Annotated in this window: 24 protein-coding genes; all 24 read left to right on the plus strand. The window is 37.9% G+C overall.

Going from position 1 to position 24,669, the window contains the following annotated elements; translation table 11 throughout:
- The 24 genes from ALFOR1_RS17555 to ALFOR1_RS17670 all read left to right on the plus strand — a co-directional run bounded on the left by ALFOR1_RS17555 (position 1) and on the right by ALFOR1_RS17670 (position 24,666).
- Complete coding sequence (locus ALFOR1_RS17555) at positions 1–768, plus strand: type VI secretion system accessory protein TagJ (RefSeq protein ID WP_058547843.1); 768 nt, start codon at positions 1–3, stop codon at positions 766–768.
- A gap of 17 nt (positions 769–785) precedes the next feature.
- On the plus strand, positions 786–1,271 hold the full coding sequence (gene tssE / locus ALFOR1_RS17560; RefSeq protein ID WP_058547842.1) for a type VI secretion system baseplate subunit TssE: 486 nt from the start codon (positions 786–788) through the stop codon (positions 1,269–1,271).
- The gene (tssF, locus tag ALFOR1_RS17565) at positions 1,268–3,094 is read left to right on the plus strand and encodes a type VI secretion system baseplate subunit TssF (RefSeq protein WP_058547841.1); all 1,827 of its coding nucleotides are present in this window, start codon (positions 1,268–1,270) and stop codon (positions 3,092–3,094) included. The genes tssE and tssF overlap by 4 nt, the downstream gene beginning before the upstream one ends.
- A complete protein-coding gene (gene tssG, locus ALFOR1_RS17570) occupies positions 3,091–4,080 on the plus strand; it encodes a type VI secretion system baseplate subunit TssG (RefSeq protein WP_104643863.1) in 990 nt (329 codons plus the stop codon). The genes tssF and tssG overlap by 4 nt, the downstream gene beginning before the upstream one ends.
- 22 nt (positions 4,081–4,102) lie before the next feature.
- Positions 4,103–6,706 carry a type VI secretion system ATPase TssH gene (tssH, locus tag ALFOR1_RS17575; RefSeq protein WP_104643864.1) on the plus strand — a complete coding sequence of 868 codons (2,604 nt, stop codon included), beginning with the start codon at positions 4,103–4,105 and terminating at the stop codon, positions 6,704–6,706.
- A 250-nt stretch (positions 6,707–6,956) separates the two neighbouring features.
- Positions 6,957–7,436 (plus strand): Hcp family type VI secretion system effector, encoded by a 480-nt coding sequence (locus ALFOR1_RS17580; RefSeq protein WP_024594574.1) that lies wholly within the window; start codon positions 6,957–6,959, stop codon positions 7,434–7,436.
- A 73-nt stretch (positions 7,437–7,509) separates the two neighbouring features.
- Positions 7,510–9,387 (plus strand): type VI secretion system Vgr family protein, encoded by a 1,878-nt coding sequence (locus ALFOR1_RS17585; RefSeq protein ID WP_058547838.1) that lies wholly within the window; start codon positions 7,510–7,512, stop codon positions 9,385–9,387.
- A 7-nt stretch (positions 9,388–9,394) separates the two neighbouring features.
- Positions 9,395–9,751, plus strand: a complete 357-nt coding sequence (locus ALFOR1_RS17590; RefSeq protein ID WP_104643865.1) for a hypothetical protein — start codon at positions 9,395–9,397, stop codon at positions 9,749–9,751.
- A 36-nt stretch (positions 9,752–9,787) separates the two neighbouring features.
- Entirely contained in the window at positions 9,788–10,078 is a 291-nt protein-coding gene (locus tag ALFOR1_RS17595; protein ID WP_024595244.1) for a PAAR domain-containing protein, read from the plus strand.
- Positions 10,079–10,080: 2 nt separating this feature from the next.
- Complete coding sequence (locus tag ALFOR1_RS17600; RefSeq protein WP_104643866.1) at positions 10,081–11,109, plus strand: hypothetical protein; 1,029 nt, start codon at positions 10,081–10,083, stop codon at positions 11,107–11,109.
- Positions 11,106–11,957, plus strand: a complete 852-nt coding sequence (locus ALFOR1_RS17605; RefSeq protein WP_104643867.1) for a hypothetical protein — start codon at positions 11,106–11,108, stop codon at positions 11,955–11,957. The genes ALFOR1_RS17600 and ALFOR1_RS17605 overlap by 4 nt, the downstream gene beginning before the upstream one ends.
- Positions 11,957–16,846, plus strand: coding sequence for a DNA/RNA non-specific endonuclease (locus ALFOR1_RS17610; protein WP_104643868.1), 4,890 nt, complete (start codon positions 11,957–11,959; stop codon positions 16,844–16,846). Before ALFOR1_RS17605 ends, ALFOR1_RS17610 begins: the two co-directional genes overlap by 1 nt.
- An 11-nt stretch (positions 16,847–16,857) precedes the next feature.
- Positions 16,858–17,613: an immunity protein YezG family protein gene (locus tag ALFOR1_RS17615; protein ID WP_104643869.1), complete on the plus strand. Its 756-nt coding sequence runs from the start codon at positions 16,858–16,860 to the stop codon at positions 17,611–17,613.
- Positions 17,614–17,743: 130 nt separating this feature from the next.
- Positions 17,744–18,376, plus strand: coding sequence for a hypothetical protein (locus ALFOR1_RS17620; RefSeq protein WP_104643870.1), 633 nt, complete (start codon positions 17,744–17,746; stop codon positions 18,374–18,376).
- A gap of 3 nt (positions 18,377–18,379) precedes the next feature.
- Positions 18,380–18,865, plus strand: a complete 486-nt coding sequence (locus ALFOR1_RS17625; protein ID WP_104643871.1) for a hypothetical protein — start codon at positions 18,380–18,382, stop codon at positions 18,863–18,865.
- Positions 18,855–19,229 (plus strand): hypothetical protein, encoded by a 375-nt coding sequence (locus ALFOR1_RS17630; protein WP_104643872.1) that lies wholly within the window; start codon positions 18,855–18,857, stop codon positions 19,227–19,229. Before ALFOR1_RS17625 ends, ALFOR1_RS17630 begins: the two co-directional genes overlap by 11 nt.
- 47 nt (positions 19,230–19,276) lie before the next feature.
- Entirely contained in the window at positions 19,277–20,032 is a 756-nt protein-coding gene (locus ALFOR1_RS17635) for a TraB/GumN family protein (protein ID WP_104643873.1), read from the plus strand.
- A 4-nt stretch (positions 20,033–20,036) separates the two neighbouring features.
- Positions 20,037–20,621, plus strand: coding sequence for a hypothetical protein (locus ALFOR1_RS17640; RefSeq protein ID WP_104643874.1), 585 nt, complete (start codon positions 20,037–20,039; stop codon positions 20,619–20,621).
- Positions 20,622–20,680: 59 nt separating this feature from the next.
- Complete coding sequence (locus tag ALFOR1_RS20550) at positions 20,681–21,085, plus strand: hypothetical protein (RefSeq protein WP_232007064.1); 405 nt, start codon at positions 20,681–20,683, stop codon at positions 21,083–21,085.
- A gap of 40 nt (positions 21,086–21,125) precedes the next feature.
- Positions 21,126–21,605: a hypothetical protein gene (locus ALFOR1_RS17650; protein ID WP_131692528.1), complete on the plus strand. Its 480-nt coding sequence runs from the start codon at positions 21,126–21,128 to the stop codon at positions 21,603–21,605.
- Between the two features lie 78 nt (positions 21,606–21,683).
- A complete protein-coding gene (locus ALFOR1_RS17655; protein WP_104643876.1) occupies positions 21,684–21,950 on the plus strand; it encodes a hypothetical protein in 267 nt (88 codons plus the stop codon).
- An 83-nt stretch (positions 21,951–22,033) separates the two neighbouring features.
- Positions 22,034–22,813 carry a hypothetical protein gene (locus ALFOR1_RS17660; RefSeq protein WP_104643877.1) on the plus strand — a complete coding sequence of 260 codons (780 nt, stop codon included), beginning with the start codon at positions 22,034–22,036 and terminating at the stop codon, positions 22,811–22,813.
- 142 nt (positions 22,814–22,955) lie between these two features.
- The gene (locus ALFOR1_RS17665; protein ID WP_058547886.1) at positions 22,956–23,474 is read left to right on the plus strand and encodes a DUF6795 domain-containing protein; all 519 of its coding nucleotides are present in this window, start codon (positions 22,956–22,958) and stop codon (positions 23,472–23,474) included.
- A gap of 25 nt (positions 23,475–23,499) precedes the next feature.
- Positions 23,500–24,666: a lipase family protein gene (locus ALFOR1_RS17670; protein WP_104643878.1), complete on the plus strand. Its 1,167-nt coding sequence runs from the start codon at positions 23,500–23,502 to the stop codon at positions 24,664–24,666.
- Positions 24,667–24,669: the final 3 nt, after the last annotated feature.

Genomic DNA, 24,669 nt, shown 5'->3' on the forward strand with positions numbered 1-24,669 from the left:
ATGAAAAAAATACATAGCTTAATTCGCGAGGGGAAACTTACTGATGCATTATCTTGTTGTGCTACAGAGCTTCAAGATGAGCCACTAAATTTTGATATCAGAAGCATTTACGCCGAACTACTTTGCATCAATGGTGAGCTTGAAAAAGCTGATAAACAACTAGATTTTATGGTACAAAAAAATCCAGAGTTTGCAGTAGGTGCAGTAAATTTAAGACACCTAATTCGTGCTCAGCAATCTCGTGTAGATTTTTATCAAGGTAAAGGCATTCCTAAGTTATTTCATGATGCAAACGAATTAGACACACTATTTTTGAAAATGCATGTGGCTCTGTTAGAAGGTTCAACCGACGAAGCAGCTCAGTTAGCTCAGGAAATGGAATCTATAAGAGTTAGCACAGACGAGTCATCAGCAAGAGATCTCGATGATTGCTTAAACCCATACCTAGAAGTTCTAGGGACTAATGGTGAATTTTATTTAGCTAACTTTAACGAAATTGAATCGTTAAAAATGGAGCCAGTAGAGTCTTTATTAGAAAGCATTTGGTTACGTGTTGAAATTACGATCAAAGATGGCCCATCAGGTACAGCTCATTTGCCACTTGTTTATATTAACTCTGAATCTGAGCTTGAAAAGCTAGGTCAAGTATCTGACTGGGTAGAGCTAAAAGATGAATTTATTATAGGCAAGGGAATGAAAATGCTGTTTGTTGATGATGAGGCGATCACCATTCCAAATTTAAAAATCAACTCACTTGAAACAGCTTAATTTAAGTTTTAGCAACCATGATAGAGCATAAGCAACAGCTTCAAGCATCCATTATAGATAAGCTCATTGATGATGAGCCAGATTTTCAGGATGCGCCATCACGTACCGAAGGGATCACTATTAGTGAGCTTAGAAAAAACGTGCGCAGAGATATTGAAGCTTTGTTAAATGCCCGAATTCAGTGGCATACGTGGCCAACTCAATATACTGAGCTGGCTACTTCGTGTTTATCTTATGGTTTACCTGACTTTTCGAGTATGTCTGTAAGCTCTCATGAAGGTCGCGCATTACTGTGTGAAACCGTCAGAAAAACAATTTTAAAATTTGAGCCACGGTTTCTTGAAGTGGAAGTGTTCACTGACGAAGAAGTACCTTTAAATAGAGTATTAAATTTAAGAATAAATGCACTTTTATACGCCGATCCTGAGCCAGAATTTATTAGTTTTGATTCAGAAGTTGAGCCCGTTAACTTGGGTATGAAGATTATTGAGGCATCATTATGAACGATGAGTTATTAAAGTATTACAATCGTGAATTAGCATTTGTGCGTCATTTAGGTAAAGACTTTGCTGAAAAATACCCAAAAGTTGCAGGGCGTTTAAAGTTAAGTGAAGATCATATTGAAGACCCTCATGTATCAAGACTAATTGAGTCTTTTGCATTTTTAACCGCCAATATAAGACAAAAGCTCGATGATAGCTTCCCGGAGTTAACAGATGCTTTGCTCGGGCAAATGTTGCCAGATTACCAAGCACCAATTCCGTCAATGTCGGTTGTTAAACTTGAAGCCGAAAACTTATCAACGGCGGGCGTAGTAATCCCCAAAGCCAGCGAAGTAGAAACAAACGTTGACTCAATGAAGCAGTGTAAATTTCAAACATGTTATGAAACTTACCTTTGGCCCGTTGAAATTACAAATGTGCAATTTGATAATAGCCCATTTGTAGCGCCTAAGCCCCGCTGGCACGAAAAAGCAAAATCTATTTTTAAAATAGAATTAACGGGTGAGTATAAAGGGGTTTCGCTTGCAGAAACAGGCCTTGAAAAACTTCGTATTTTTATAAATGGTCAGTGGCATCATACGCTTAAAGTGTACGAGTTACTGTTTAAGCATAGTATCGGTATTGCTATAGATAATGGCGATGAAGGTATTAGGTACCTGTCAAAAAACCAATTAAAAGCCGTAGGTTTTGATTCTAACGAAGCCGTAGTCCCTTATTCGCAGCGCTCATCTGCCGGATACCGTTTGCTTGTTGAGAATTTTACTTTTCCTGAGAAGTTTAGGTTTTTTGAGCTTGAAGGCATTCTCTCATCACTGCCTAAGCAATCGAATAAATGTAGTATTTACATTTACCTAGATACTGAATCTGCTGAGCTTGAAAAGCAAGTAGATAAAGATATGTTCTTATTAGGCTGTACCCCAATAATAAACTTATTTGAACAAGAGCTTGAGCCAATAAGACCTGAGATCAGTGAATATGAATACCAATTAACACCGCGTTATATGGATTCGGAGATATCAGAAGTAATTGGTATTTCTGAAGTTATTGCATTTGATCATAAAGGCAACAAGCAAATTGTTTCGCCTTTTTATGGTCAAACACATCCTAAATATCATGGGCATGATGATTTGTTTTGGCATATTCGTCGAGAAACCGCTTCGTGGGCTGGCGGTTATGTAGAGTCAGGAACCGAAACATTTTTATCGTTAGTTGATGCTACTTTTGAAAATAGTGCGATGGAGTATGGTGACGGAAACTCTGTACTTACTGTGCGCGCAAATTGTAGTAATCGTAACCTACCAGCAAGTATGCCCTTTGGTGATGACGAACTTGGTTTATTAATGCCTGAGCGCGGCGATGTAATAAAAAAAATTAGATGTTTAACGCCATTTACTCATGCAGTAAGACCAATATTAGCTGATGCAACACGGTGGCAGTTAGTTAATCATTTAACGCTTGATACGTTTAGTGGTGAAGATGCATGCAATAAGCTTAAAGAAGTTTTACGTTTATACGATTTTAGAGCATCGCCACAAACTAAGGGCATGATAGATAACATTTATAGAGTGATAATCGAGCCCTCAACAGCACGTGTTATTCAAAAAGGCAAAGTAAGCTTTGCAACAGGCAGTGAAATAGAAATTACATTTGCTAACGATGACTTTTCTGGCAGCGGCATGTTTTTCTTTGCATCAATACTTGATCACTTTTTTGCTCAATTTGCAGCAATAAATAGTTACACGCGTTTAAGTTTAAGGCTTAAAGAGCAAGAACAAATATATTATCAATGGCCTGCAAGAGTGGGTGACAGTCCATTATTATGATTAAGCAAATAATCTCACAAGCTTCTCAAATTGACTTTTATAAAGCTGTTTTCATAATTGAAAATCAGCTCAAAAAGCATGGCTTAGATTATCGACACGTCGGTTACGACAGTAGTCCAAAGCAAGAGTTGATTAAATTTACTGCTACCCAAAAGTTTGGCTATCCAGGTAATGCAATTACTAAACTAGAAGAAACAGGTTTTGAAGACGGTATGCATAAAGTAAATATGCAGGTTTCTTTTATGGGATTAACGGGTTGTTCAGGCGCTTTACCCCAGTTTTATAGTGAACTTGTGATGCAGCGTTTACGCTATAAAGATACAACGATGCGTGACTTTTACGACATGTTTAACCATCGCTTGATCTCACTGTATTACCGCGCTTGGAAAAAATATAAGCCTTCGCTTAATCACGTTAATAATGAAAAAAACAAAGACCCATACACACAAATACTCGGTTTATTAAGTGGTGGCTATAACGAGCACCAACTGCATTTTTCGGGTTTATACAGCCGTAAAATTAGAAATGCCTTTGATTTAAAAAACGTACTTTCGTCATACTTAGGTTGTGATGTATCAATTAAACAAATGGTTGGCCAATGGCACGAGCTAAAAGCGCAAGAACAAACCCGTTTAGCCAGCCAAGCATTATATGAAGGCCAGCATGCCCGATTAGGTGTTGATACCATGATTGGAAATAAAGTATGGGATGTCTCTTCTAATATCGAAATCCACATAAAATCAGATGATCCAGATAAAGCAAAACAACTTTTGCCCAAAGGTCCGCTTTTCGAAATCGCGAATAAAATAACAAAAGACTATGTTGGCAATGCCATTAACTTTCGCTTAGTCATTGAGTCAAATTTTCAAAATTTAGGCGCCGCTAAACTTTCAAAAAATGAGTGTCAGTTAGGTGCCAATAGCTTCTTATCTGTACAAGATAAAAAATTAAAATCTAACCCTACTAAGTTATCGTTTAAGGGATAATTAAAATTAAAAGGAACAAAGTATGTCTTCGATGACACTGAATAAACTAGTTGAAAAACTGAGTCCCGATTGCAGAAAAAGCCTAGAAGGTGCTGTTGCTATATGTAATAGCCGCAGTCATTTTACGGTTGAACTTGAACATTGGCTACTAGCTATGATTGAGCAGCAATTAGATGACGTTAGACTAATTTTTGGCTCGTTCGATATAGATATTGATAAAGTTCAGCAGGATTTAAATCAATCACTAGAGTCGTTTAAAACGGGTAGTGAGTCATCACCTAGTTTGTCAGTGCATGTAACGAGTCTGCTTAAGCAGTCTTGGTTAAGTACCAGCATTGAGTTTACAGATAATCAAATTCGTAGTGCATACGTTATTTATACCCTTACTAAAGACGATACTTTATCAAGTTTAGTTACACGTTGTAGTAAGTTATTTAATAAAATAGAACCTGGTCAATTGCTTCATGCATGGCCTGAAATAGTTGCGCAATCTCAAGAGCGTAACCATTCAGTACAAAATGCATCAACTCAGGCAAATGCTGGCTCTAAAACCCCAAGCTTAGATCAATTCACTGTTGATTTAACAGCCCAGGCACTCGCTGGAAAAATAGACCCTATTCTTGGTCGTGATTTCGAAATACGTCAAATGGTAGATATTTTGACAAGGCGTCGTCAAAACAACCCAATTTTAACGGGTGAAGCCGGTGTAGGCAAAACAGCAGTCGTTGAAGGGCTTGCGTTAAGAATCGCTCAAAAAGACGTACCGGCTGTATTACAAAATGTAAAAATTCACAGCTTAGATTTAGCTCTACTACAAGCTGGTGCGGGTATGAAAGGTGAATTTGAAAATCGCCTTAAATCACTTATCAATGAAGTAAAGAATGCGGTAAATCCGGTAGTTTTATTTATTGATGAAGCACATACCATGATTGGTAGCGGTGGTGCTGCTGGTCAAAATGACGCGGCCAACCTATTAAAGCCCGCTTTAGCGCGTGGTGAATTACGTACAATAGCGGCAACTACTTGGGCTGAATACAAAAAGTTTTTTGAAAAAGACGCTGCATTAACACGCCGATTCCAAGTTGTAAAAGTTGAAGAGCCAACCCCTGAAAAAGCGGTAGCAATGTTACGCGGCTTAGTGCCGGTAATGGAAAAGCATCACAAGGTATTTATATCTGAACAAGCACTTGAAGGCGCGGTGCATTTATCACATCGTTATATTACTGCAAGGCAGCTACCAGACAAAGCCGTAGCATTACTAGATACAGCGTGTGCACGTGTAGCAATGAGCCAAGCATCAACTCCAAATACTATTGAGCAGCTTGTAAATCGCTTAAGCGAAATAGAAACACAAGTAAAAATGCTTAACAGAGAGCAAAAAACGGGTTTAGATCATTCACAGCAGCTAGACACATTAAAAGCAGAGCTAATTACAATTGAAGAGCAATTAGCCCCTTTAAATGAACAATTTAGTACTGAAAAAGAAATTGTAACTGAGCTTAATCAAGCTCTAGAGCTTATTAACTCTCAAGACGATGAGTCATCACAAGAGATACTCGATAAGCTAAGACTTAGCAAAGAGAAGCTAGCCTCTTTTGAACATAATATGGTTCATTGGCAGGTTAACGAAGAGCTTATAGCGCAAGTTATTTCAGATTGGACAGGCATACCTGTTGGTAAAATGCACGAAGATGAAATTCATGGCATTTTAAATTTAGCACAACAAATGAAGCAACGAGTTGTAGGACAAGACCATGCTCTTGATTTAATAGCTAAAGTTGTTCAAACATCGCGTGCTCAACTCGCTGATGAAAGCCGCCCTAACGGTATATTTATGTTAGCAGGGCCAAGCGGTGTAGGTAAAACAGAAACAGCGCTTTCTTTAGCCCAAGAAGTATATGGTAGTGAAGAAAACGTCACTGTAATTAATATGTCTGAGTTTAAAGAAGAGCATAAAGTATCTTTACTGCTTGGCTCACCTCCAGGGTATGTAGGTTACGGCGAGGGAGGCATACTAACCGAAGCCGTAAGAAGAAAGCCATACAGTGTTGTACTTTTAGATGAGATGGAAAAAGCACATCCTGGCGTGCAAGATATTTTTTATCAAGTGTTTGATAAAGGTACAATAAAAGACGGTGAAGGCCGCGATATCGACTTTAAAAACACTATTATAATTATGACCTCAAACGTGGGCACAGACACCACAATGAGCTTATTTGAAGACGAAGAAAGTAAACCAAGTATCAAAGGTTTATTAAAGGCACTACAAGATGATTTACTTGCTTCATTTAAACCCGCATTTTTAGGTCGTATTAATGTAATACCTTACATCCCACTAAGTGACGATATTCTTACAGAAATTGCCGCTATTCAAATAAATAAAATAATTAAACGTGTTAAAAAACATTACAATGCCGAGTTAATTTATAATAAAGATGTAATTGAATATATTATTGCTAATTGCCAGAACGCAGGCTCAGGTGCACGTAATATTCACACTATACTGCAAAACAGAGTGCTGCCATTATTGTCTGAAGTTTTACTTTCTAGCATGATTGATGACAAAGAAATTAATAGTATATCGCTATTAATAAAAGATAATGAATTTGAACTGGAGCTGAATTAAAGGTTAATTAAAGTTAATTTGAAATAACTTGTTATTAAGGTTGTTTCTTTAGTTTGAGGGCATTATAATTTTGGTGCCTGATATCACTACATGGAATTTTTGAGACATTGTCTTCATCTAAGGAAAGGAATCAGAAGGCCTTTTCATTGCTGTATTAAAGATAATGGTTTCAAAGGAATTTTGGTATATACCAAAGTAAAGAATCCAGTATTAATGGATAACATTGTTTAATAAAAAGGAGCATTATCAAATGCAAGCAAATACATATTTAAAATACGGTTCAATCAAAGGCGAAACTACTGCTGAGTCTTTCAAAGATTTAATTACAGTTTTATCTCTTGATTGGAATGTAAGTCGTGAAATTAGCTCAGCTACTGGTACAGCGATGGACCGTGAGTCAAGCTCTACTCGCCTTGGCGACGTAACAATCACTAAACTTCAAGATAAAGCATCTCCGGATCTTTTCAAAGAAGCGACAATCGGTAAAGGTTTACCAGCTGTTTTCCATATCACTAAGCAAGGTGATAAGGTTGAAGAAATCATGAAAATCGAACTTACAGATGCAATGATTTCTAGCTACTCAGTATCAGTACAAAACGATCGTCCAATCGAAACAATCACTATCAGCTACACAGAAATGATGATGACTGTTACTCCAACAGACGACAAAAATAACATTACTGCTCCTCTTGTATACGGTTACAGCGGTGTTAAAGGTCAACAAATGTAATATTTGTTACCTTATAATGGCTCTGGGCATTGCTCAGAGCTTTTTTTGATCTTTAGGACGGGAAAAGCAAGGAATGCAAAAAGCAACACAAGATAAAAACGTAATTCAAATTAGCACCCCTGCTGGTAAAGATGCCCTCTATTTAACTCGTTTTGTTGCCCAAGAGGCAATGTCTGATTTGTTTGTTATGTCTGCCAATATGTACACGATTGGAAAACAAATCGCACACGAAGATTTAGTGGGTAAACCTGTATCTATTAAAGTAAAAAATGCAGAAGGCGGTGGTGAGCGTTACTACCACGGTATAGTTAGTCATTTGGTTTCAAACGGAAGCCGTACGGCAGATGTTGACGAGCAAAAAAATTATATAGATTATCAAGCGACGATAGTTCCATTCGCAGCTTCAATGCGCAATCGTAAAAATAGCCGCATTTTTCAAAAGAAAACAATTAAAGAAATATTTGCTGATTTATTTGGTCAACACAATGTTGCCTTTAGCGATAAAACCAGTAAAACCTACCCTAAGTACGAATATTGTGTTCAGTATCAAGAGTCTGATTTTGATTTTATTCAGCGCTTATTTCAACAAGAAGGTATATTTTACTTTTTTGAACACTCAAACAGTAACCATACGCTTGTTTTAGCTGACGATATTACAGCTTATGAAGTATGTGGCGAAGGTAAAGTTGTATTTTCAACTGGTCATTTAAGTGAATCACACGTATCGCGCTGGCAAGGCGGTTTAAGCATTGCCCCTGGTAGTTTTAAACGTGTTGGTTACGACTTTAAACAGCCATCTCGATACCCTGATGGCGAGCAAGCAAACCCTGAGCTTCCTACTCAATCGGTCTCTGAAATTTTTGAATACACGGGCGAGCAAGAGTGCCACCCGCGCGCAGCTAATTTAGCATCTGTACAGTTAGAGTCACTGCAAAGAGACATGAAGCTTTCCAGTGGGCGTAGTGATTGCCGCTCATTTACTGTAGGTAAGTTATTTAGCTTTAAAAAGCATGAAGACCCACGCCTTGAAGGTAAAACATTTGTTATTACCTCTATGATGACATCAATTACAGTGCCAAACCAATCAGGTTCGCAGCAGTCATCGGTAGAGGAAGTTTATTCAAATCACTTTGAATGTGTCCCAAAAGAAATCCCTTACAGAGCACAAATAAATAAGAAAAAGCCTGTAATAAATGGGGTTCAAACGGCAATTGTAACTGGCGACAGCGCTGATGAAATTATGATTGACCAATTTGGCCGTGTAAAAGTGCAGTTTGATTGGGATAGAGAAGGCAAAAAAGATTCTAAAAGTTCGTGTTGGATCCGTGTTGCGCAAAATTGGGCGGGTAAAAAGTGGGGGGCGTTTTTCTTCCCTCGTGTAGGCCAAGAAGTTCTTGTGGACTTTATAAATGGCGACCCAGATCAACCCATAATAAGTGGGGCAGTGTATAACGCTGACTTAATGCCTCCGTACGCATTACCTGCTGAAAAAACACAAAGCGGTATAAAAACACGTTCTACAAAAGAAGGCGGGGCTGATAATTTTAATGAGCTTAGATTTGAAGATAAAAAAGGCAGTGAGCTGGTTTATCTTCAAGCAGAAAAAGACAAGCAACTTTATGTTAAAAACGATCAAAACGATAAAACAGATCACGACCATAATATTGAAATTGGCAACGACAGAAAAACAGATATAGCTAACAACGACAGCCTTAAAGTTGCTAAAAATCGTATTGCCGACATGGGCGAAAACGATACTTTAAAAGTAGGCAAAACATTAAATATAGAAGCGGGTGATGAAATAGTTATTAAAACAGGCTCTGCGCAAATTAAAATGAGCAGTAGTGGTAATATAACTATTGAAGGCACTAATATAAATATTAAAGGTAGTAATGTTAAAGTTGATGGCAGTGCTATTACTTTATCTGCCGGAATGATTAAATTAAATTAGTGCATATATGGAAATAATAAATAGCTTTCATTCAGGACTAAGAAACGGCATTAATAATAATGGCTATGTTGTATATTGCCGTTATGGGCTTGCACATTTAATATGTTTACCTGTTAACAGGCCTGATGATCCATTGCTAAATCCTGCATTAACTCACTTAAAAGCAATGAATGGTTATTACGCTAGCCAGTTTTTAAATAATTTACACCCAGTATTAAATAGTGAAGATATTGTGTCGGGGTTATACCAATATGCTATGCAAAGCCCTGTTGCACTTTCAGATTACTCTCAAAGTGAGTTAATAGAGTCTTTATCTCTTTTAGTGGCGCACAGTAAGTTATTAATTATCCCTTTATTTGATTAATATTATTTAAAAAATATAAACAGACAAGGAGTCTTTATGGGTAAGCCCGCAGCTACAATTGGTCACATGCATGTGTGCCCTAAAACAACCGGCACAGTGCCGCATGTAGGTGGCCCTGTAGTTATTGGCTCAACTAATGTGTTAATTGGTGGTATGCCCGCTGCGCGTAAAGGTGACATGATGGTGTGTATTGGCCCGCCAGATAGCATTAAATCGGGTTCTGGCTCAGTTAAAATTAACGGAAAGCCTGCCGCTAGAATGGGTGATGACAGCTCCCATGGTGGTAAAATTGTTGTTGGCAACCCTACAGTATTAATAGGTGGCTAACCTTGCTATCTACATACCTAAGTAATCATAAAGCGCAACTGCTAACAATTAGTGAAGCACAATATTGCCCTTTTACATGCGTAGGTTTTATAAAAACGCTTAAAACAAAGCTATTAGAAGCTTGTTGGTTAACGGCTAAAAAAAATAACGTAACACAAAAATTCAGCCAACCAGATATAGTGCAATTAATCACTTTTTTACAAAGTGACACCAACATTGATACCACAGCACAAGCATGTATTGAGGTTATGGCTAATTTGCCCCAAAACATTAACCTAGCGTTTATTAACGCTTTAATGAATGAGCCCACCTTACAAAGCCTAACTAAATTAATTATTTATAAAGTGTTATTACAACAACATAGCTTTAATTTAATCGCTTATATTGATTTAAAAACGCTGGGCTTTGCATTAACCACTAATCAAGAGTCGCTTGAGAATTTACAGCCAACGTTGGATAAAAATTTTTTAGTAAGCAGCCAAACAAAAAATACCGATGTAATAAATACGTTTAAACACCTGTGCAATGCTGGGCTTATTAACTCTCCGTTAATGTCGCTTTTTTTATTATCACTAAGTTGGGAACAGGTAAATGTAGTTGGCAACTATGCAAGTAACACTTTAACGGTTGATCAAACTATGCAGGTTTTACTGCAAAGTAACTTTGCAAAACTTATTCCTTTAGCTAGTACCTCTTTAAATAAAGTTGAAGACCCTAGTGCCATTATTGCTTTAATAAGGCGCTTGCTTGGCGATAAGCTTGACTTATTGGTGAGCTTTGAAACGCAGTTACAAGCGTGGCAGGGCGATGAGCTATCGTGCAGTGAATTTAAGCGTCAGTTACAAGCTAACTGGCCCAAGTTTGAAGGCGAGCTTTCATCTTCGCGCTTAATAGCTGGGAAGGCATTAAATACTAAGTTAAATGCGATAGAAATATCTGCTATGGATAGCTATAGCCAAGCTGTATTTAATTTATATAGCTACTACCAGCACGTTACTACTAAGCAGTTAACTGCGGAGGCCGTGCTGTGAGTGCTTTTAATATTAATATGGAGTGCTTTTCAGCGCCATTTTCACAAGACATAGATGAGCTTTTATACGGCGAAAACCCAGCATCAAAAGAGTTTAAAGAATGGCAATCTTGGAATGCTTGCATATACGATTGCATATTAAAAGCAAAAGAGTTATTTGCAAAAGTTGAAGACCTACAAGCGCCTTTAGTTTGGCTGCTTCCTGCGCTTGAGTATCAAGGTGAGCTTAAGCAACTTTTGGCAAATAGTTTAAAGCAGCTATTTCCACAGCATGTAAATCATATTTTGTTTTATGGTGCTACGGGCGCTAATGCAATGGTTGAACTTGTACAAAAAAATCAGTGGAAAAAGGTTAACGTACTTGCAGTAGACGCAACATACAAAGCAAATAGTAACAGTGAATATATTTATCAAGGTGTTGGTGGTGCATTTACAACGGTTACAGCAGGTACAACGGGTTGGATGCAACAAAGCCACGAACTAGCTCCATCTGTAGATTTTATAAAGCATAACCAGTTAAGTGGGATGTTTTCTAACATTGCGCTTAATAGTAAAAAACAAATAGATTTTATATGTGCGCCAGGTAATGGCGTAAACCACGAAAGCGATGTGTGGTTAACTAATTTAGAATTGCTCAGTAGCTTAATTAATGAGCATACACATTATGAATTACCTAATTACAAATTAGGTAAAATTGGTGCGCTTGAAGGACTTGTCAATTTATATCAATTGACCTCAAGCCCGGCTATTGTAAATCACTTTAAACACGCTTTAGTGATTTCTCAAGAACAATCAAAATATCAGGCCGCAGCATCATACTTATGGATAAGTGAGGAAGTACACAACTAATGCAAAGTAATACGGTTGTTTTACAAGGAACGAGTTACCCCATTTGCCTAGTTGCTGGCAAAGGCCAAACGCCGTCAGGTTATGCGCCAACTGTGGCAAACACCCCAGAAACGGCTAAACAACAAATAGCTCAAATTGGTGGTGCGTTAACCAGTGATGCGGCCAAACGCCTCGACGTAATTAACTTATTAAACAGTGCGGGTGTTGGTTGCCCACGCAGCGCATCAGCTCGCGAAACCGCAAGCGTACTTACCCAAGCCTTAGTAAGTGGCGCAGTAACGTGTTTCCACCAAAAAGCAAAGTCGGCCATTCAAGTAAGCGATAATACTAATAGTGGCTCAGCGAGCAAAAAGTCGAGCAATAAATCAAGCTCAACCGCATCAGGTAAAAGCGCATCGCAAGCACCCGCTAAAAATACGGGTGGTGCAAGTAATAACACCGCAAGTGAAGAGCCCATTACAAATCAAGAGTGCCGCTCAGATCCGGTTTCAATGCTATCGGGTGAAGAAATACTGCCGCTAATTGATTTTACTTTAGCAGGCAGTCGCCAATTAGTGTGGCGACGTTTGTATCGCTCATCTCATGCTGATGTATGCACAACAATGGGTAATGGTTGGCGCCATGACTTTATGGCAAGCCTTACAGAGCATTATTTGCCGCCGCCAAAAGTGGGCCCTAAGCAAAAAGGCACTTACTGGTTAGAGTACCAAGACGAGCACGGCGCTAAACATAAATTTGAAAAGGTGAAACCTGGCCAATCAAGCTATCAGTTAAGTAGTAACCTTGCGCTACATTACCAAACAAATGGTAAGCAAGTACTTGTAACACCAGATGACCAACACCTTACGTTTAAACCAGGCGAAAGCGCGTGGCTGCTTGAAAAAATAATTAACGAAAAAGGTCAAAGCATCGCGTTTTATTACGATGCTAAAGAGCGCCTACACCGTATAGAAGTAAACAAAGTGCGCGGCTGTATTATTAGCTACAACGCGCAAGGTTTGTTAAGCAAAATAGCAGCGTACTGTACCGATAAAAACAACAAGCAGCAATTGCTATCGCCATTACTTGCAAGCTATGAGTACGACGAAAACAAAAACCTTGTTCAGTCTACTAATCAGCAAAATGAAACTGAGCGCTACGCCTATAATGCCGCTAACTTATTAACAAAGCGTACACGAGCCAGTGGCTTTAGCCATCATTTTGAGTGGGATAGCTACTCACCCAGCGCTAAATGTATAAAGCAGTGGGGCGATAACAATACCTATACCTACCAGTTTGAATATAACTTAGAGGCTGGTGAAACAACCTGTATAGACTCTCGAGGCCACAAAGAGCACTTTGTACATAACGCACAAGGTAAATTGGTAAAACATACCGACCCTAACGGCAACGTTTGGCAATATACATACAATGCGCAAGGCCAAAAGCTCAGTGAAATTAAGCCCGATAGCAGCACAATGCGCTATAGCTACACACCTTATGGCCAATTAGAAACAATAACGCAGCCAGATGGTAGCCAAACCCATTTTGCTTACAACCAACTTGGGCAACGTGTACTAACTACCTTACCTGATGGCCAAACCATTACGCGTAAATACAGCGTGGCTGGCTTATTACAAAGCGAAACCTTTGGTGATGGCCGCACCACATTATACAGCTACGATAAGCTCGGCCAGTTAACCCAGCATATTAATAAAAACGGCCAAATCACCAAGTTTATTTGGAACGAGCAAGGCGAGCTGTTAGCCAAACACCATAACGATGAGTTAATACGTTACAGCTACGACAATTTAGGCCGCGTAAATGCCACACTGAATAACGCAGGCTTACTCACCCAATATAAATACAATGAGCACGGCCAGCTTACACAAACAATTGCCTTTGATGAAAACGAGCCTGAAAATAAGCAGCATCAATACTTTAGCTACGACGAAGCAGGGCGATTAATTAGCTCGCAAAACAGCAAAGGCGACACCACCGAGCAACACTTTGAAGGGCTAAGCCAACCGCATTGTGTTATTCAGCCCGATGGCAGCGCACTGCATTTAACGTACGACAAAGAGCGCAACTTAACAGCCATCGAGCGAAGCGACGGCCACGTATACCGCATAAGTTACGACGCGAACGAAAACCCAACACAAATAACCGGGTTTGATGGCACGCTACAGCAATATAAATACGATGCCTGTAACCGCTTAGCCTCAGTAACGCAAAGCAACAAACGCCACGTAAAAATAGAGCGCGACAGCTTAGGCCGTGTAACTGCGCAGCATGCAAGCCTTGCAAGCGACTCACATATCATTAATAACGCCAATTACTACAGCTATAACCTGCAAGGTAAAATTACTCGTGCACATAATGCGCAATCAACACTTAAGCAACGCTTTGATAAAGGCGGCAGGCTATTGTGCGCCGAGCAAGTTAATAACCAGCAACAAGCGCATACCCTAGAGTACAGCTACGATGAATACGGCAGAAGGCAAACCCTTACCCTGCCAGATTCAACCACGCTTAAATACAGCTACAATAAGTTTGGCCAGCTAAGCGGCATTAACTTACTGCAAACCAACAGCAAAGAGGCTGAACTTGCACAGCCGCTCGTAACATTAAGATACGACCGCCAAGGTAATATTAAAACCCAGCAGTTTGGTAACAGCATAACCCTTACTCAACAGTTTGATGTATTCAACCGTTTAACGCAGCAACAGCTTACACACCCAGCGCAAACATTATTTGATACCTGTACGTACAATTACGACAGCGTAAACCAGCTTATTGCCCGTAAAAACGAAGGCGTAAGCAGCCAAAATATCAATTTTGAATACAACAGCCTCGGGCAGTTAATACAACAAACATTGGCAAGCTCACGTGCTGATACAACCACACACTACCAGTGGGATAGCTTTGGTAACCCGCAAAGTCAGACTGTTCAATCAAACACAAGCGATGCAGACCTTATAGATATAGGCGAGCAGGGTATAGAACATGATACTGCCAGTAACGAGCATACAGCCAGTTCTTCTATTGATTTAACACGCGCCACGCATAGCGAATACAATGAGTTAGCGCTAAATAGTAGTGAAAGTAGTAGTGAAAGTAGTAGTGAAAGTAGTAGTGAAAGTAGTAGTGAAAGTAGTAGCAACGTTGACTCAGTAGCAAACAATGAAAGTACGAACAACACCACAATAAACAGTGCCACCGACGCCGACCGCCTAACACAATTTGGCGACAGCGACTTTTACTACGACGATTTTGGTAACCAAATACGCGAAACCGGCAAAGGCATTAAAACCCGTCGTGAATACAACGCGTTTAATCAGTTAAGCTGTTTTAACAATAACGGCACGCTCACGCAATACGACTACGACCCACTCGGTCGTCGTATTGCCAAGCACACCGAGCACGGTAAAATTGATTACATTTGGGATAACGACCAGTTAATCGGCGAATGCCAGCACGGTGAATATACTTGGTATATCAACCTACCAAATCAATTTCACCCAGTAGCGCTTATTAAAAAAGGCGAGGTGTACTACTACCACCTAGACCAACTTAACACCCCGCGCTTTGTAACCAACAACAAAGCAGAAGTCGTATGGGAAAACCAAGCCGATGTGTATGGTTATGAAGAGCCAGAAGCCGAGCCTGACACTAATAAAGAAAACGCCTTCACTCAGCCAATTCGCTTTCAAGGGCAATATTTAGATGAAGAGAGCGGCCTACATTACAACCGCTACCGCTATTACAGCCCCAAACAGCAACGCTTTATAAATCAAGACCCGATTGGTCTAGTGGGTGGGATAAACCACTATCAATATGCGCCGAATCCGGTGAATTGGGTAGATCCGTTTGGGTTGAGTTGTAAGGAAGGGACTCCTACGGACAATCTAGTTCCTGTAATAGGTGCGTCTGGTGAAATAGTTGAACATATATCGCGTGATACTAAATTAGTCAGATTCGAAAGTCCTCTAGAAAGTACGCCGATGACACCGCATGAATCACCGTTTTTTGACGTTTCAAAGGCTATGGAATATGGTTTAAAGCCTGATTACTATCAAGCTTTATTTGCGGCTTCGGAACCAAACCTTGACGAGCTAACAAAGTTGAGGAAGAAGCAAGGGTATTTTGATGATGATGTAGAGCTAAAACAAGCAACTGTAGGTGAGTTGTTAGATAAAAATCCTGATGCAAAAGTGTTATCTGATTTTAGATTTAACGGCTCTGTTTTAGGTAAAAAATCTGGGGGTTATATTGTAGTCACAAATAATCAACCAGAAAAACCAAAAGAGCCAGAAAAATCTAAAAAACTCAACTTTAAAAAGCCAAAAGCTGAGAGTGAAAAGGTAGATAAGCCAGTTGTAAAAATTTTGGCTGGAAGTGCATCAGATAAACCAAGAGGAAGAGGTAGTTGGGCGAAAGAACTTGAAAATCCGGAACCTAATACTATATACGAAGTTACTTCTATTCATGATGGTCAACCTGCAACTTATACTTATGAAACAGATGAGCAAGGACGTACAATAAGAGTCAAAGGAAAGCTTGTAAAGTCAGCGATTAAAGATCAAAAAACAAGGGATAAAAAACATCGCAGTGCGAAACAGAGCAGCTATGGCGGTGATGACCCTAACTATGATGGCGGGCATTTAATTGGTACTCTATTTCAAGGCCCTGCAGAAAAAATAAACTTAGTACCTCAACTAAAAGACCAAAATCGTTACGGCGAATGGCGAGAGATGGAAAAGAACTGGGCTAAAGAATTGGATAAAGACAATAAAGTTGAAATTGAGGTATTGATTGAGTATGACAGCGATAAAAGTACCCCTAAGGTTATAAGTGCATTTACAAAAGTAGAAAATAGTAGCCCTGAGCTAAAAGTTTTTCCAAATTAATAGGTAGATACATGTTTAAAGATATAGATGAGATTTATAATTATATTGGACAATCAATGTTCAATGTACTTCCCGATGAATGGAGCAAGGCACAAAACTATGTGTTATTAGACAATCATGCATTGGGAATAATGAGCTTTATTAATCAATATCAAGTTAGTAATATTTCTTCGGTTTATGATTTCAGATTTGATAACAAGGATATTCTCAATATCATCACAGCATATAAAGAGTTATTTGAGATTATGCAAAAGAATGAAAATGATGTGCCTTGGAATAAAGCGCGTTTTGAAATGACATCCGAAGGCGACTTCTCAATTGACTTTAAATATGATGAAGATTTCGCGTGGTACAAATCACTCGACATCGATAGTCAAGAATATGACGATCTTGATATAGACGTTATAAATCAAATAAAGTCATGGGAAGGCTTGCCTGAAAGTTACCCTAGGTATTGGGCAAAAACGCTATTAGTGCTTCCAAATATTGATTCGTTAACGAGAGCAGATGTTTCTGCATTTACTTTAAAACATAATAACTCAGCATTGTTGAAAGAGCACTGGCAAGATAAGTACTCCGATAATGCAATGCGCTTATGGGAAGGGGTCAAGCAAGCATATAAAAATAAAGCGGAAAGCATATACAGTATAGAAGAATTAATATTTGTCCTTAATTATGACTTTGCTGTTATGCCTTATCAAAACTCTGAGGAAGATGATTTAGGGTTTTATAAATGGATATTTATAGAAATTTCAAAACTAAGTTAAAAATATTTTAGTTTTTCATATTTTATGTATAAAAATTTAAATAATAAAGACACCCACCTTTAATGATGGGTGTTCACTTACCGCTGACAAAATGCATCCAAAAGAGGTAACGTTAAAAGTGGACTTTTCGATGTCATTAATAAGAATAGTACAATCGGTTGGATTGAGTGGCTTTAATAGTTTAACTGATGTAGAAGCGGTACAAACTGTGCTAAATAAATCACAAAGGCTTATCTCGCTTACACAAGCTTTAATTTGTGTTTTATTACTTTCGGTAAGTCATACCGCTTTCGCGTCAGAATGCTTAAATATAAAAGTAACTAAGCCTATAAAAGTTGATGACAAAACAGGGCTATTGCAGTCATTGAAGTATGAGCAAGTTAAATTACTCCACAAAGATAAGTCAGGTATTTGCTTGCCTACGAGGGATACTTACATCTTGTCTTTTAGTGAAGGGATCCCTTTTATTGTCACTCGATTAAAAGGTCATACGCCAGAAATAACATTGCTCGAAAAAGACAAAAATTATTATGCATTAATAAAGTTTTATGCAGGTAACAAATTGCAAATACTAAAGGGATATCAAGTCATCAACTCAGAGCTATACGCACTCCCTAATTTTACTTTAAGTAGTAATGTAAGCAATATTAGTATTGATGAAGGTGTTATTAGCGTAAAGAATACTAAGCTAGTTGAAGAGCACTCAATTGATTCAGTTACACTTTACAACTTTGATTTATCAGGTGTATCAGTTAGGCATTAAGTAATGTATTTACTAAATAACTATAATATTGAATTGCCAAGGGTATTTAGAAGCATGATAAAAAGTAACCTTGGTAAGTTTTTGCTGATTATTCCTGTATTTTTTATTGCACCGTGTAATGGAGCTCAAGGTACTTCGCAAGTTATATTTAAATGTAATGCGGATGTACCTACACCTATTGAGCTGGTTATTAACAAAGTAGGGAATAAATTTCACTTAGATAAATTCATTATAAATGCAGCCACAGTTATTGATTCAGCAGACTTTAAAGCGGTAGAAAAATCGAGCTATCATCGCTCTTTAGTTACTGAGTACAGTTTGGCTTTTAGTGAAGGAAAAAGAGAAGTTATAGTGAGTGATTACTATAGCGAAGAGTTTGATACAGTAACAAAGGAAAAAACAGTCACACTACAAAAGAATGATATAAAGAAATACTGGACTTGTGACAGTACTGCTATTAGTAAATTAGCTTCTATTGATGATTTTTAGCCAATTAAAAGCGCTGATCGCGCACACTATTTTATTAAGCTTTAGTTTTTGTACTAATGCTCAACATACTGATTTATTAGAGCTTGATGGTTTCCAAAGGCATGTTTTTATTGCTGATATAATTACAACCTATAAAGGGTTAATTCATAAACAAATCTCTTATGAGATGTTTGTTGAGAGTGGCGAAGATGTAATGTTTAACTCGGCACCTATTTACTTAGCACTTTGTAAGAATTTAAGCGGGTCCTATTATTGGCCTGGTACGGGCTCAGAGTTTAAACCTACACCTGTTATTGATGCTTGGATAAATGAAAATAGAGATTCCCTTAAACTAGCACGCACACATGCAGGTTGCTGTGACTAGCTTGGGTTTTTGAATAATATTAAGAATATTAAACATAAGGAAATACAGTGAGTAAAATAAACACGGATGTAAATTACAGAACAATGGTAGGTAACGCGCGCTTAGTGATTATTGCCGAGTCTAGCCATAATCCAGTATCTTATAAATATGAGGCTATAAAGGCTCTAAAACAACTTAAAGCTGCGGGTTTCACTCATTTTGCGATGGAAATGTTACCTATAAAGATAAAAGAAAAAATAGATTTTTATCAACGTACTGGTAAAGGTTTTGATGTGATTTACAAACATTTTCGAGAAAATTGGTATTGGAATGGTGCTGCTAGCACAGGTTATAGTGAGCTAGTTAAAGCTGCTAACTCTCTAGGTATGAAAATTATTCCGTTAGATATGCCTGTTGAGGTGATGGATAAAATTGATGGTAGGTGCAGTTGGGAGGACGCTGATGGTGGTTTATGTACTGATTCACATATTCAAAGAAATCAAATGTGGGCGAGCATACTAAGCAGTTCCCTTAAAATTGAAAAAGGCTCCCGTATTGTTGCATTTATGCATCGGTATCATGCATTTAATGCTGGTAATAGGCATGTAGGTGTTGATTCTATTTTACTTAATTTAAAAATCAGTGGAATAAGTATAATTGACTATATTGGTGGGATGACCTGCAAAGATAGTGGAGTTTGTGAAGGTGAAGGCGACTTAAAAAAGCCGCTTAGAGAGACTTATTTCTATAGGAAAGGTGCATTTTTACCTTCACCAGTACCTTCTTATACTGTCCATCTTCCAGAACAATCTTTAGGGAAGTGATTTTATGGATAAAATATTATTATTGTTGATTATGATGGCGCCTTCCATCTATGCCGCAGGTCCTCGATGGGATAATACTATAGGTATAAATGACCCAGATTTAACTGTAATAACCGCCGCACAGCAATGTCATAAAAGCTTAATTAACGCGCCAGAGTATCTTGAGGAGTGGTGTGAAAAAGCTTATTCCATGGGATACTGGAAAGCATTGATTACTTTAAGCCTTCACACTGGGGATGGGACTCGATTATTAGAGGAAGCCAAAAAGCGGGTTGCGGCAAAAGAGATAGAAGCTTATTCAACATTAGCTTGGTTATATGGAAGTGGCATGTTTGTAGGGCAAGATATTGATAATGCAATTTCCCTTCACAAAGAATTTTTAGCGTTAGATACAGAATTGCCAAATTCATTAGTTACAACGGCGCATTTTGAGTTAGCAAGTTTATATAAATCGCAGCATAATTGGCTTGCAGTAAAAGAGCATGCACAATATGTTATTGAACACAGCGCTTTAGCTTATGACAAAGAGCAAGCTGTTAGCCTATTACAGTTAGCAAATGAGAAAGCTCAATTAAAAATAAATTATTGAATTAAAACTGGTACACAAAGGAGCTATAAACGCCTAAGCTAAGGCGCTATAGAAATGATATGGAACAGCAAAATCAACAAACACTAACTAACCTTGTTTACGATATATACGAGAACCCAACTTTAATAGAAGAGCATCAAGTGCTTATCATGCCCTTGTTGAGCGATTTAGTTGCTAGTGCGCCAGCTGGGTTTGAGGGTATGGCGACGATGATTAATACCCATATTTCTAATGGGTTTAAATTCAAGAACCCTAAAATACAAAAATTTGAACTTGAATCGGGACTTTTAAAACTTAAAACATATTTTCAAAAAAATAAACCTGTAATACCGTTCATAATTACTCACTCATTTTTTAACGCTGTTTTCACAAGCTTTATTTTTATGTTTAGCTCTTTTTATAGAGACAGAGTAGAGAGCCTCAAGTCGTCTGTTTTGGTGGGAGCGCTCTATCTGGAACGGTGAATTCACTCGCAATTGGAATATTTGAGGAGTTGAGTAAGTAGTGTCTAAAAACGATGAGGTATTTCTATTATTTCCACCATGGAAGCTTTTACGTAGGTTTCTATTAGTAACAGTGCTCTTACTTTTGGGTACTGCATACTCAGGAATGACGGTGTTAACGCAATACTTTGATACAGATCCTGAGTGGCTGTTAGGTATTTTATTTTCTACAGGGCTAGTATTTTGCCTTATAAATTTTAAAGTAAGCCAAGGCTCTTTTTTTTGCGCAAATATATTAAAATTCTATGCTTTATTTTTAGCTGTGATTTGCTTACCGGCTTTTATAATTTTAGAAGGTAATGGGTATTATATTGCAACAGTTATCAATATAGCCTTTATGTTGCTCTCTTTTTATTTAATTAAAGGAGAAAAATACCAAGGTCTTATTAAATATCAGTATGATTTTTTTAAAGATATAAAAGACGCTCGTGCTGCTGTCGAAAAAGAAATGTCAAAAGGTAACCGAAGGAACAAAAAGTAATAAAATTTTACTTACCTTTATTCAATTTAGAACTTTAGGGAGCTATAAACGCCTAAGCTACGGCGTTATAGAAATGATATGGAACAACAAAACCAACAAACACTAACTAACCTTGTTTACGATATATACGAAGACCCAACTTTAATAGAAGAGCATCAAGTGCTTATCATGCCCTTATTGAGCGATTTAGTTGCCACTGCACCAGCTGGGTTTGAGGGTATGGCGACGATGATTAATACCCATATTTCTAATGGATTTAAATTCAAAAATCCAAAAATACAAAAATTTGAACTTGAGTCAGGGCTTTTAAAACTTAAAACATACTTTCAAAAAATAAACCTATAACACCTACCTCTCTTTATTATTGAACACCCACATTTTAATGCAGCACAAGTGCTGCATTCGTTTTTTCTCATTAAGGATGATGTATGAGCCTTATCACCACGAGTATTTTAATGCTGTTTTTACAGCCTTTATTTGTATATTTAGCTCTTTTTAAAGAGTCTGAGCACAGTGCCCAAAACCGTTCACTTGATAACGAAGATGCTATGTATCTATTTATCGCTCCAGGGTTAGCTGTATTTTATCCTGATGACTTTTGGCAGGCAGTACTTTATTTAGGAAGTGTATGCCTACTAGGTTTAATGCTCGCCATTATTGTAAAAAGCAAAGCTAAAAAACGATTAACAAGGGATGACGCTATCGGGTTTACTATTGCCAGTTTTTTATTTTTTTGGCTTATAAAATTAATTATTGGTGGGATAGGGTATCTTTTTACCGAAAATGCCGCGAATGCTTCAGCACCCGACATAGGTCAGCAAGCTTATTCATCAACTTCAGGTGAGCTTTTAAACTGGGGGTATTTATATTATCAGTTTTGGCCAACGTTATACTTTTTACTCTTAATGCTAGCCACATTAGCTATAAAAATAATAGAGAGCCGGTTTAATAAACATTCATTTTCAGGCTCGCTGCTAATATTGGGTGCAGTTTTAGCTGGCGTATCACCGTTATTTGGCAATGCTTTTATTTTAGGGGTTATCGCTAACTTTTTTATATATTTTGTTGTTTGCACGGCATGCATAGAAATTGATAAAAAGAGCGACCCCTCAGCGGGTGCTATTAGCTTTATGTATGGCTTTTTGCTTATGGGCGGCATCATGTTTAGTGGCATGGGTAAATTAATATATACACTATTTTATAATTAGATTAGTGATTGTTTTTTGATTAAAAAACATGCAGTATAATTGTACCTAATTAGACCCCTGCTTTTTTTAATATAAATATGGCTTGTGTAATTAATTAGCCATATACATTAAGTAGCTTATAGCTAGTGGGAGAGTGTTTACTTTGTTTTTATCGCGTTTAAAAATTTTTGTGTTGGTAATAGTCTCTATTACCGTTGTTTTTTTTACTACATCACAGGCTTGTGCAGATATGTTTGGTTTTTTTAAAAAACATGATTTTGTTTTATCAGTTCCAATTAATGGTCAGCTACTAGAAGACGGTAAGCCACTTGCGAATGTGACTGTTTTTAAGTCGTTTACATTTGGCGATGAGTACTTAGATGAAACAACATCAGACGAGAATGGTCATTTTTCATTCCCTGAAAAGGTTATTAAAACCTCTAAGCCATCGAATATGTTTGATAACGGATCTTTAATTCAGCACATTTATATAAAAAGTGATAACGCTCAAGATAAGGTTATTTGGTTTGCTAGACTCGGTTTACATAAACAAAGTGCTACCTTGAATGGTTATTTAAATAACTTAATGTGCGACATAGCAAAAGAGCCTCAAACTTACGACATACCTATTATTGAAGATAAACAACACGTTTTTACGGTTTATACAACATGTAAAATTTAGCTTAAACAATTTAAAGGGATTTAGCATGAATACATTAACACCTGAACAAGCGGTACAACTTGCGTTACTTGCTTATGACGCTAAAGATATTAAGAATACAGATCTTATAAATAATTCATTGTCTCCTTCTTTACGCGGTCAAGTTGATTTTTCTATAAGCCGTCATTCAGTTCAAGGTGTATCTGGTGGCTTTATCTCACATTTATTTGGATTAAGCTCAGGCTTTGGTCTTGTAGGTCATGGTATGGGTAGCTTAAAAGGAGAATCAGTAATAGCAATCAGAGGTACAGATACAATACGCGATGGCATTACCGATCTTCACTTTGGCTTAAGCGGTGGTGCAAATGGCAGTATGGTTCATGCAGGATTTAATAAAACGTTTTATAGTATGCAGCATGCTTTACAAGATTTTATTAAAGATAATTATAAAAATAAAATCACCGGCGGAGTCCATGTTGTTGGGCACAGTTTAGGTGGTGCTTTAGCAACACTTTCTGCTGATTGGATTAAGGCGGAGTTTGGGCTCCCTGTTAAATTATATACGTTTGGATCACCACGTGTTGGGCTTGAAAACTTCTCTCGTGCTGCAACCTCAAGAATTGATAAAATTTACCGCTGTACTCATGGGGCAGACCCAGTTGCCAAAGTGCCTTTGTGGCCTTTTTCACATGCTCCTTACAATGGTCAAGAAATACGTTTAGATAATGGCCAAGGTTTAAAAGGCCCTGCTCATAAATTAGATGGTACACCAGGTTACATTAACACGGCTAACAGTAACGATTGGAATAACTTAACTGTAAAAGCTAACCACTTTTTAAGTACGCCTGTGCGTTTAAAGTTTGAAGACAGAAATCAAGCTTCATTTAATTCACATTGGTCTGATAAATTAACGGCCGCGTTAATAACGCTACTTAAAGATGCTGGTTATTACAGTGCAGTTGCTACCCAAGCATCTATTGGTACAGGGCTCACTTTTTACGATATGTTGGCACGTACTTTAGATAAAATAGCGAAGGCTTCAGCCTCGTTTGCAACGCAAACACTTGGTTTACTTGGGCATATGTTAGTGTTTGCAGGCAAAGTAATTCGTAAAGCGGTAGAGCTAACATATAGCTTTATAAAATACGTATTTGACTCAACCCTTGGTGCATTATTTAGAGCAGCGAGGGAGGGGTTAAACGGCCTAGATTAACAT

The sequence above is a fragment of the Pseudoalteromonas carrageenovora IAM 12662 genome, assembly GCF_900239935.1.
Lineage (GTDB): Bacteria > Pseudomonadota > Gammaproteobacteria > Enterobacterales > Alteromonadaceae > Pseudoalteromonas > Pseudoalteromonas carrageenovora.

What these genes read in the sequence shown, in the direction of transcription:
- tssF (WP_058547841.1), top strand. Translation starts at nt 1,268, where the DNA reads ATGAACGATGAGTTATTAAAGTATTACAATCGTGAATTAGCATTTGTG.
- ALFOR1_RS17615 (WP_104643869.1), top strand. Translation starts at nt 16,858, where the DNA reads ATGTTTAAAGATATAGATGAGATTTATAATTATATTGGACAATCAATG.
- ALFOR1_RS17595 (WP_024595244.1), top strand. Translation starts at nt 9,788, where the DNA reads ATGGGTAAGCCCGCAGCTACAATTGGTCACATGCATGTGTGCCCTAAA.
- ALFOR1_RS20550 (WP_232007064.1), top strand. Translation starts at nt 20,681, where the DNA reads ATGGAACAGCAAAATCAACAAACACTAACTAACCTTGTTTACGATATA.
- tssE (WP_058547842.1), top strand. Translation starts at nt 786, where the DNA reads ATGATAGAGCATAAGCAACAGCTTCAAGCATCCATTATAGATAAGCTC.
- tssG (WP_104643863.1), top strand. Translation starts at nt 3,091, where the DNA reads ATGATTAAGCAAATAATCTCACAAGCTTCTCAAATTGACTTTTATAAA.
- tssH (WP_104643864.1), top strand. Translation starts at nt 4,103, where the DNA reads ATGTCTTCGATGACACTGAATAAACTAGTTGAAAAACTGAGTCCCGAT.
- ALFOR1_RS17590 (WP_104643865.1), top strand. Translation starts at nt 9,395, where the DNA reads ATGGAAATAATAAATAGCTTTCATTCAGGACTAAGAAACGGCATTAAT.
- ALFOR1_RS17660 (WP_104643877.1), top strand. Translation starts at nt 22,034, where the DNA reads ATGAGCCTTATCACCACGAGTATTTTAATGCTGTTTTTACAGCCTTTA.
- ALFOR1_RS17670 (WP_104643878.1), top strand. Translation starts at nt 23,500, where the DNA reads ATGAATACATTAACACCTGAACAAGCGGTACAACTTGCGTTACTTGCT.
- ALFOR1_RS17585 (WP_058547838.1), top strand. Translation starts at nt 7,510, where the DNA reads ATGCAAAAAGCAACACAAGATAAAAACGTAATTCAAATTAGCACCCCT.
- ALFOR1_RS17640 (WP_104643874.1), top strand. Translation starts at nt 20,037, where the DNA reads ATGGATAAAATATTATTATTGTTGATTATGATGGCGCCTTCCATCTAT.
- ALFOR1_RS17555 (WP_058547843.1), top strand. Translation starts at nt 1, where the DNA reads ATGAAAAAAATACATAGCTTAATTCGCGAGGGGAAACTTACTGATGCA.
- ALFOR1_RS17580 (WP_024594574.1), top strand. Translation starts at nt 6,957, where the DNA reads ATGCAAGCAAATACATATTTAAAATACGGTTCAATCAAAGGCGAAACT.
- ALFOR1_RS17625 (WP_104643871.1), top strand. Translation starts at nt 18,380, where the DNA reads ATGTATTTACTAAATAACTATAATATTGAATTGCCAAGGGTATTTAGA.
- ALFOR1_RS17610 (WP_104643868.1), top strand. Translation starts at nt 11,957, where the DNA reads ATGCAAAGTAATACGGTTGTTTTACAAGGAACGAGTTACCCCATTTGC.
- ALFOR1_RS17630 (WP_104643872.1), top strand. Translation starts at nt 18,855, where the DNA reads ATGATTTTTAGCCAATTAAAAGCGCTGATCGCGCACACTATTTTATTA.
- ALFOR1_RS17655 (WP_104643876.1), top strand. Translation starts at nt 21,684, where the DNA reads ATGGAACAACAAAACCAACAAACACTAACTAACCTTGTTTACGATATA.
- ALFOR1_RS17620 (WP_104643870.1), top strand. Translation starts at nt 17,744, where the DNA reads ATGTCATTAATAAGAATAGTACAATCGGTTGGATTGAGTGGCTTTAAT.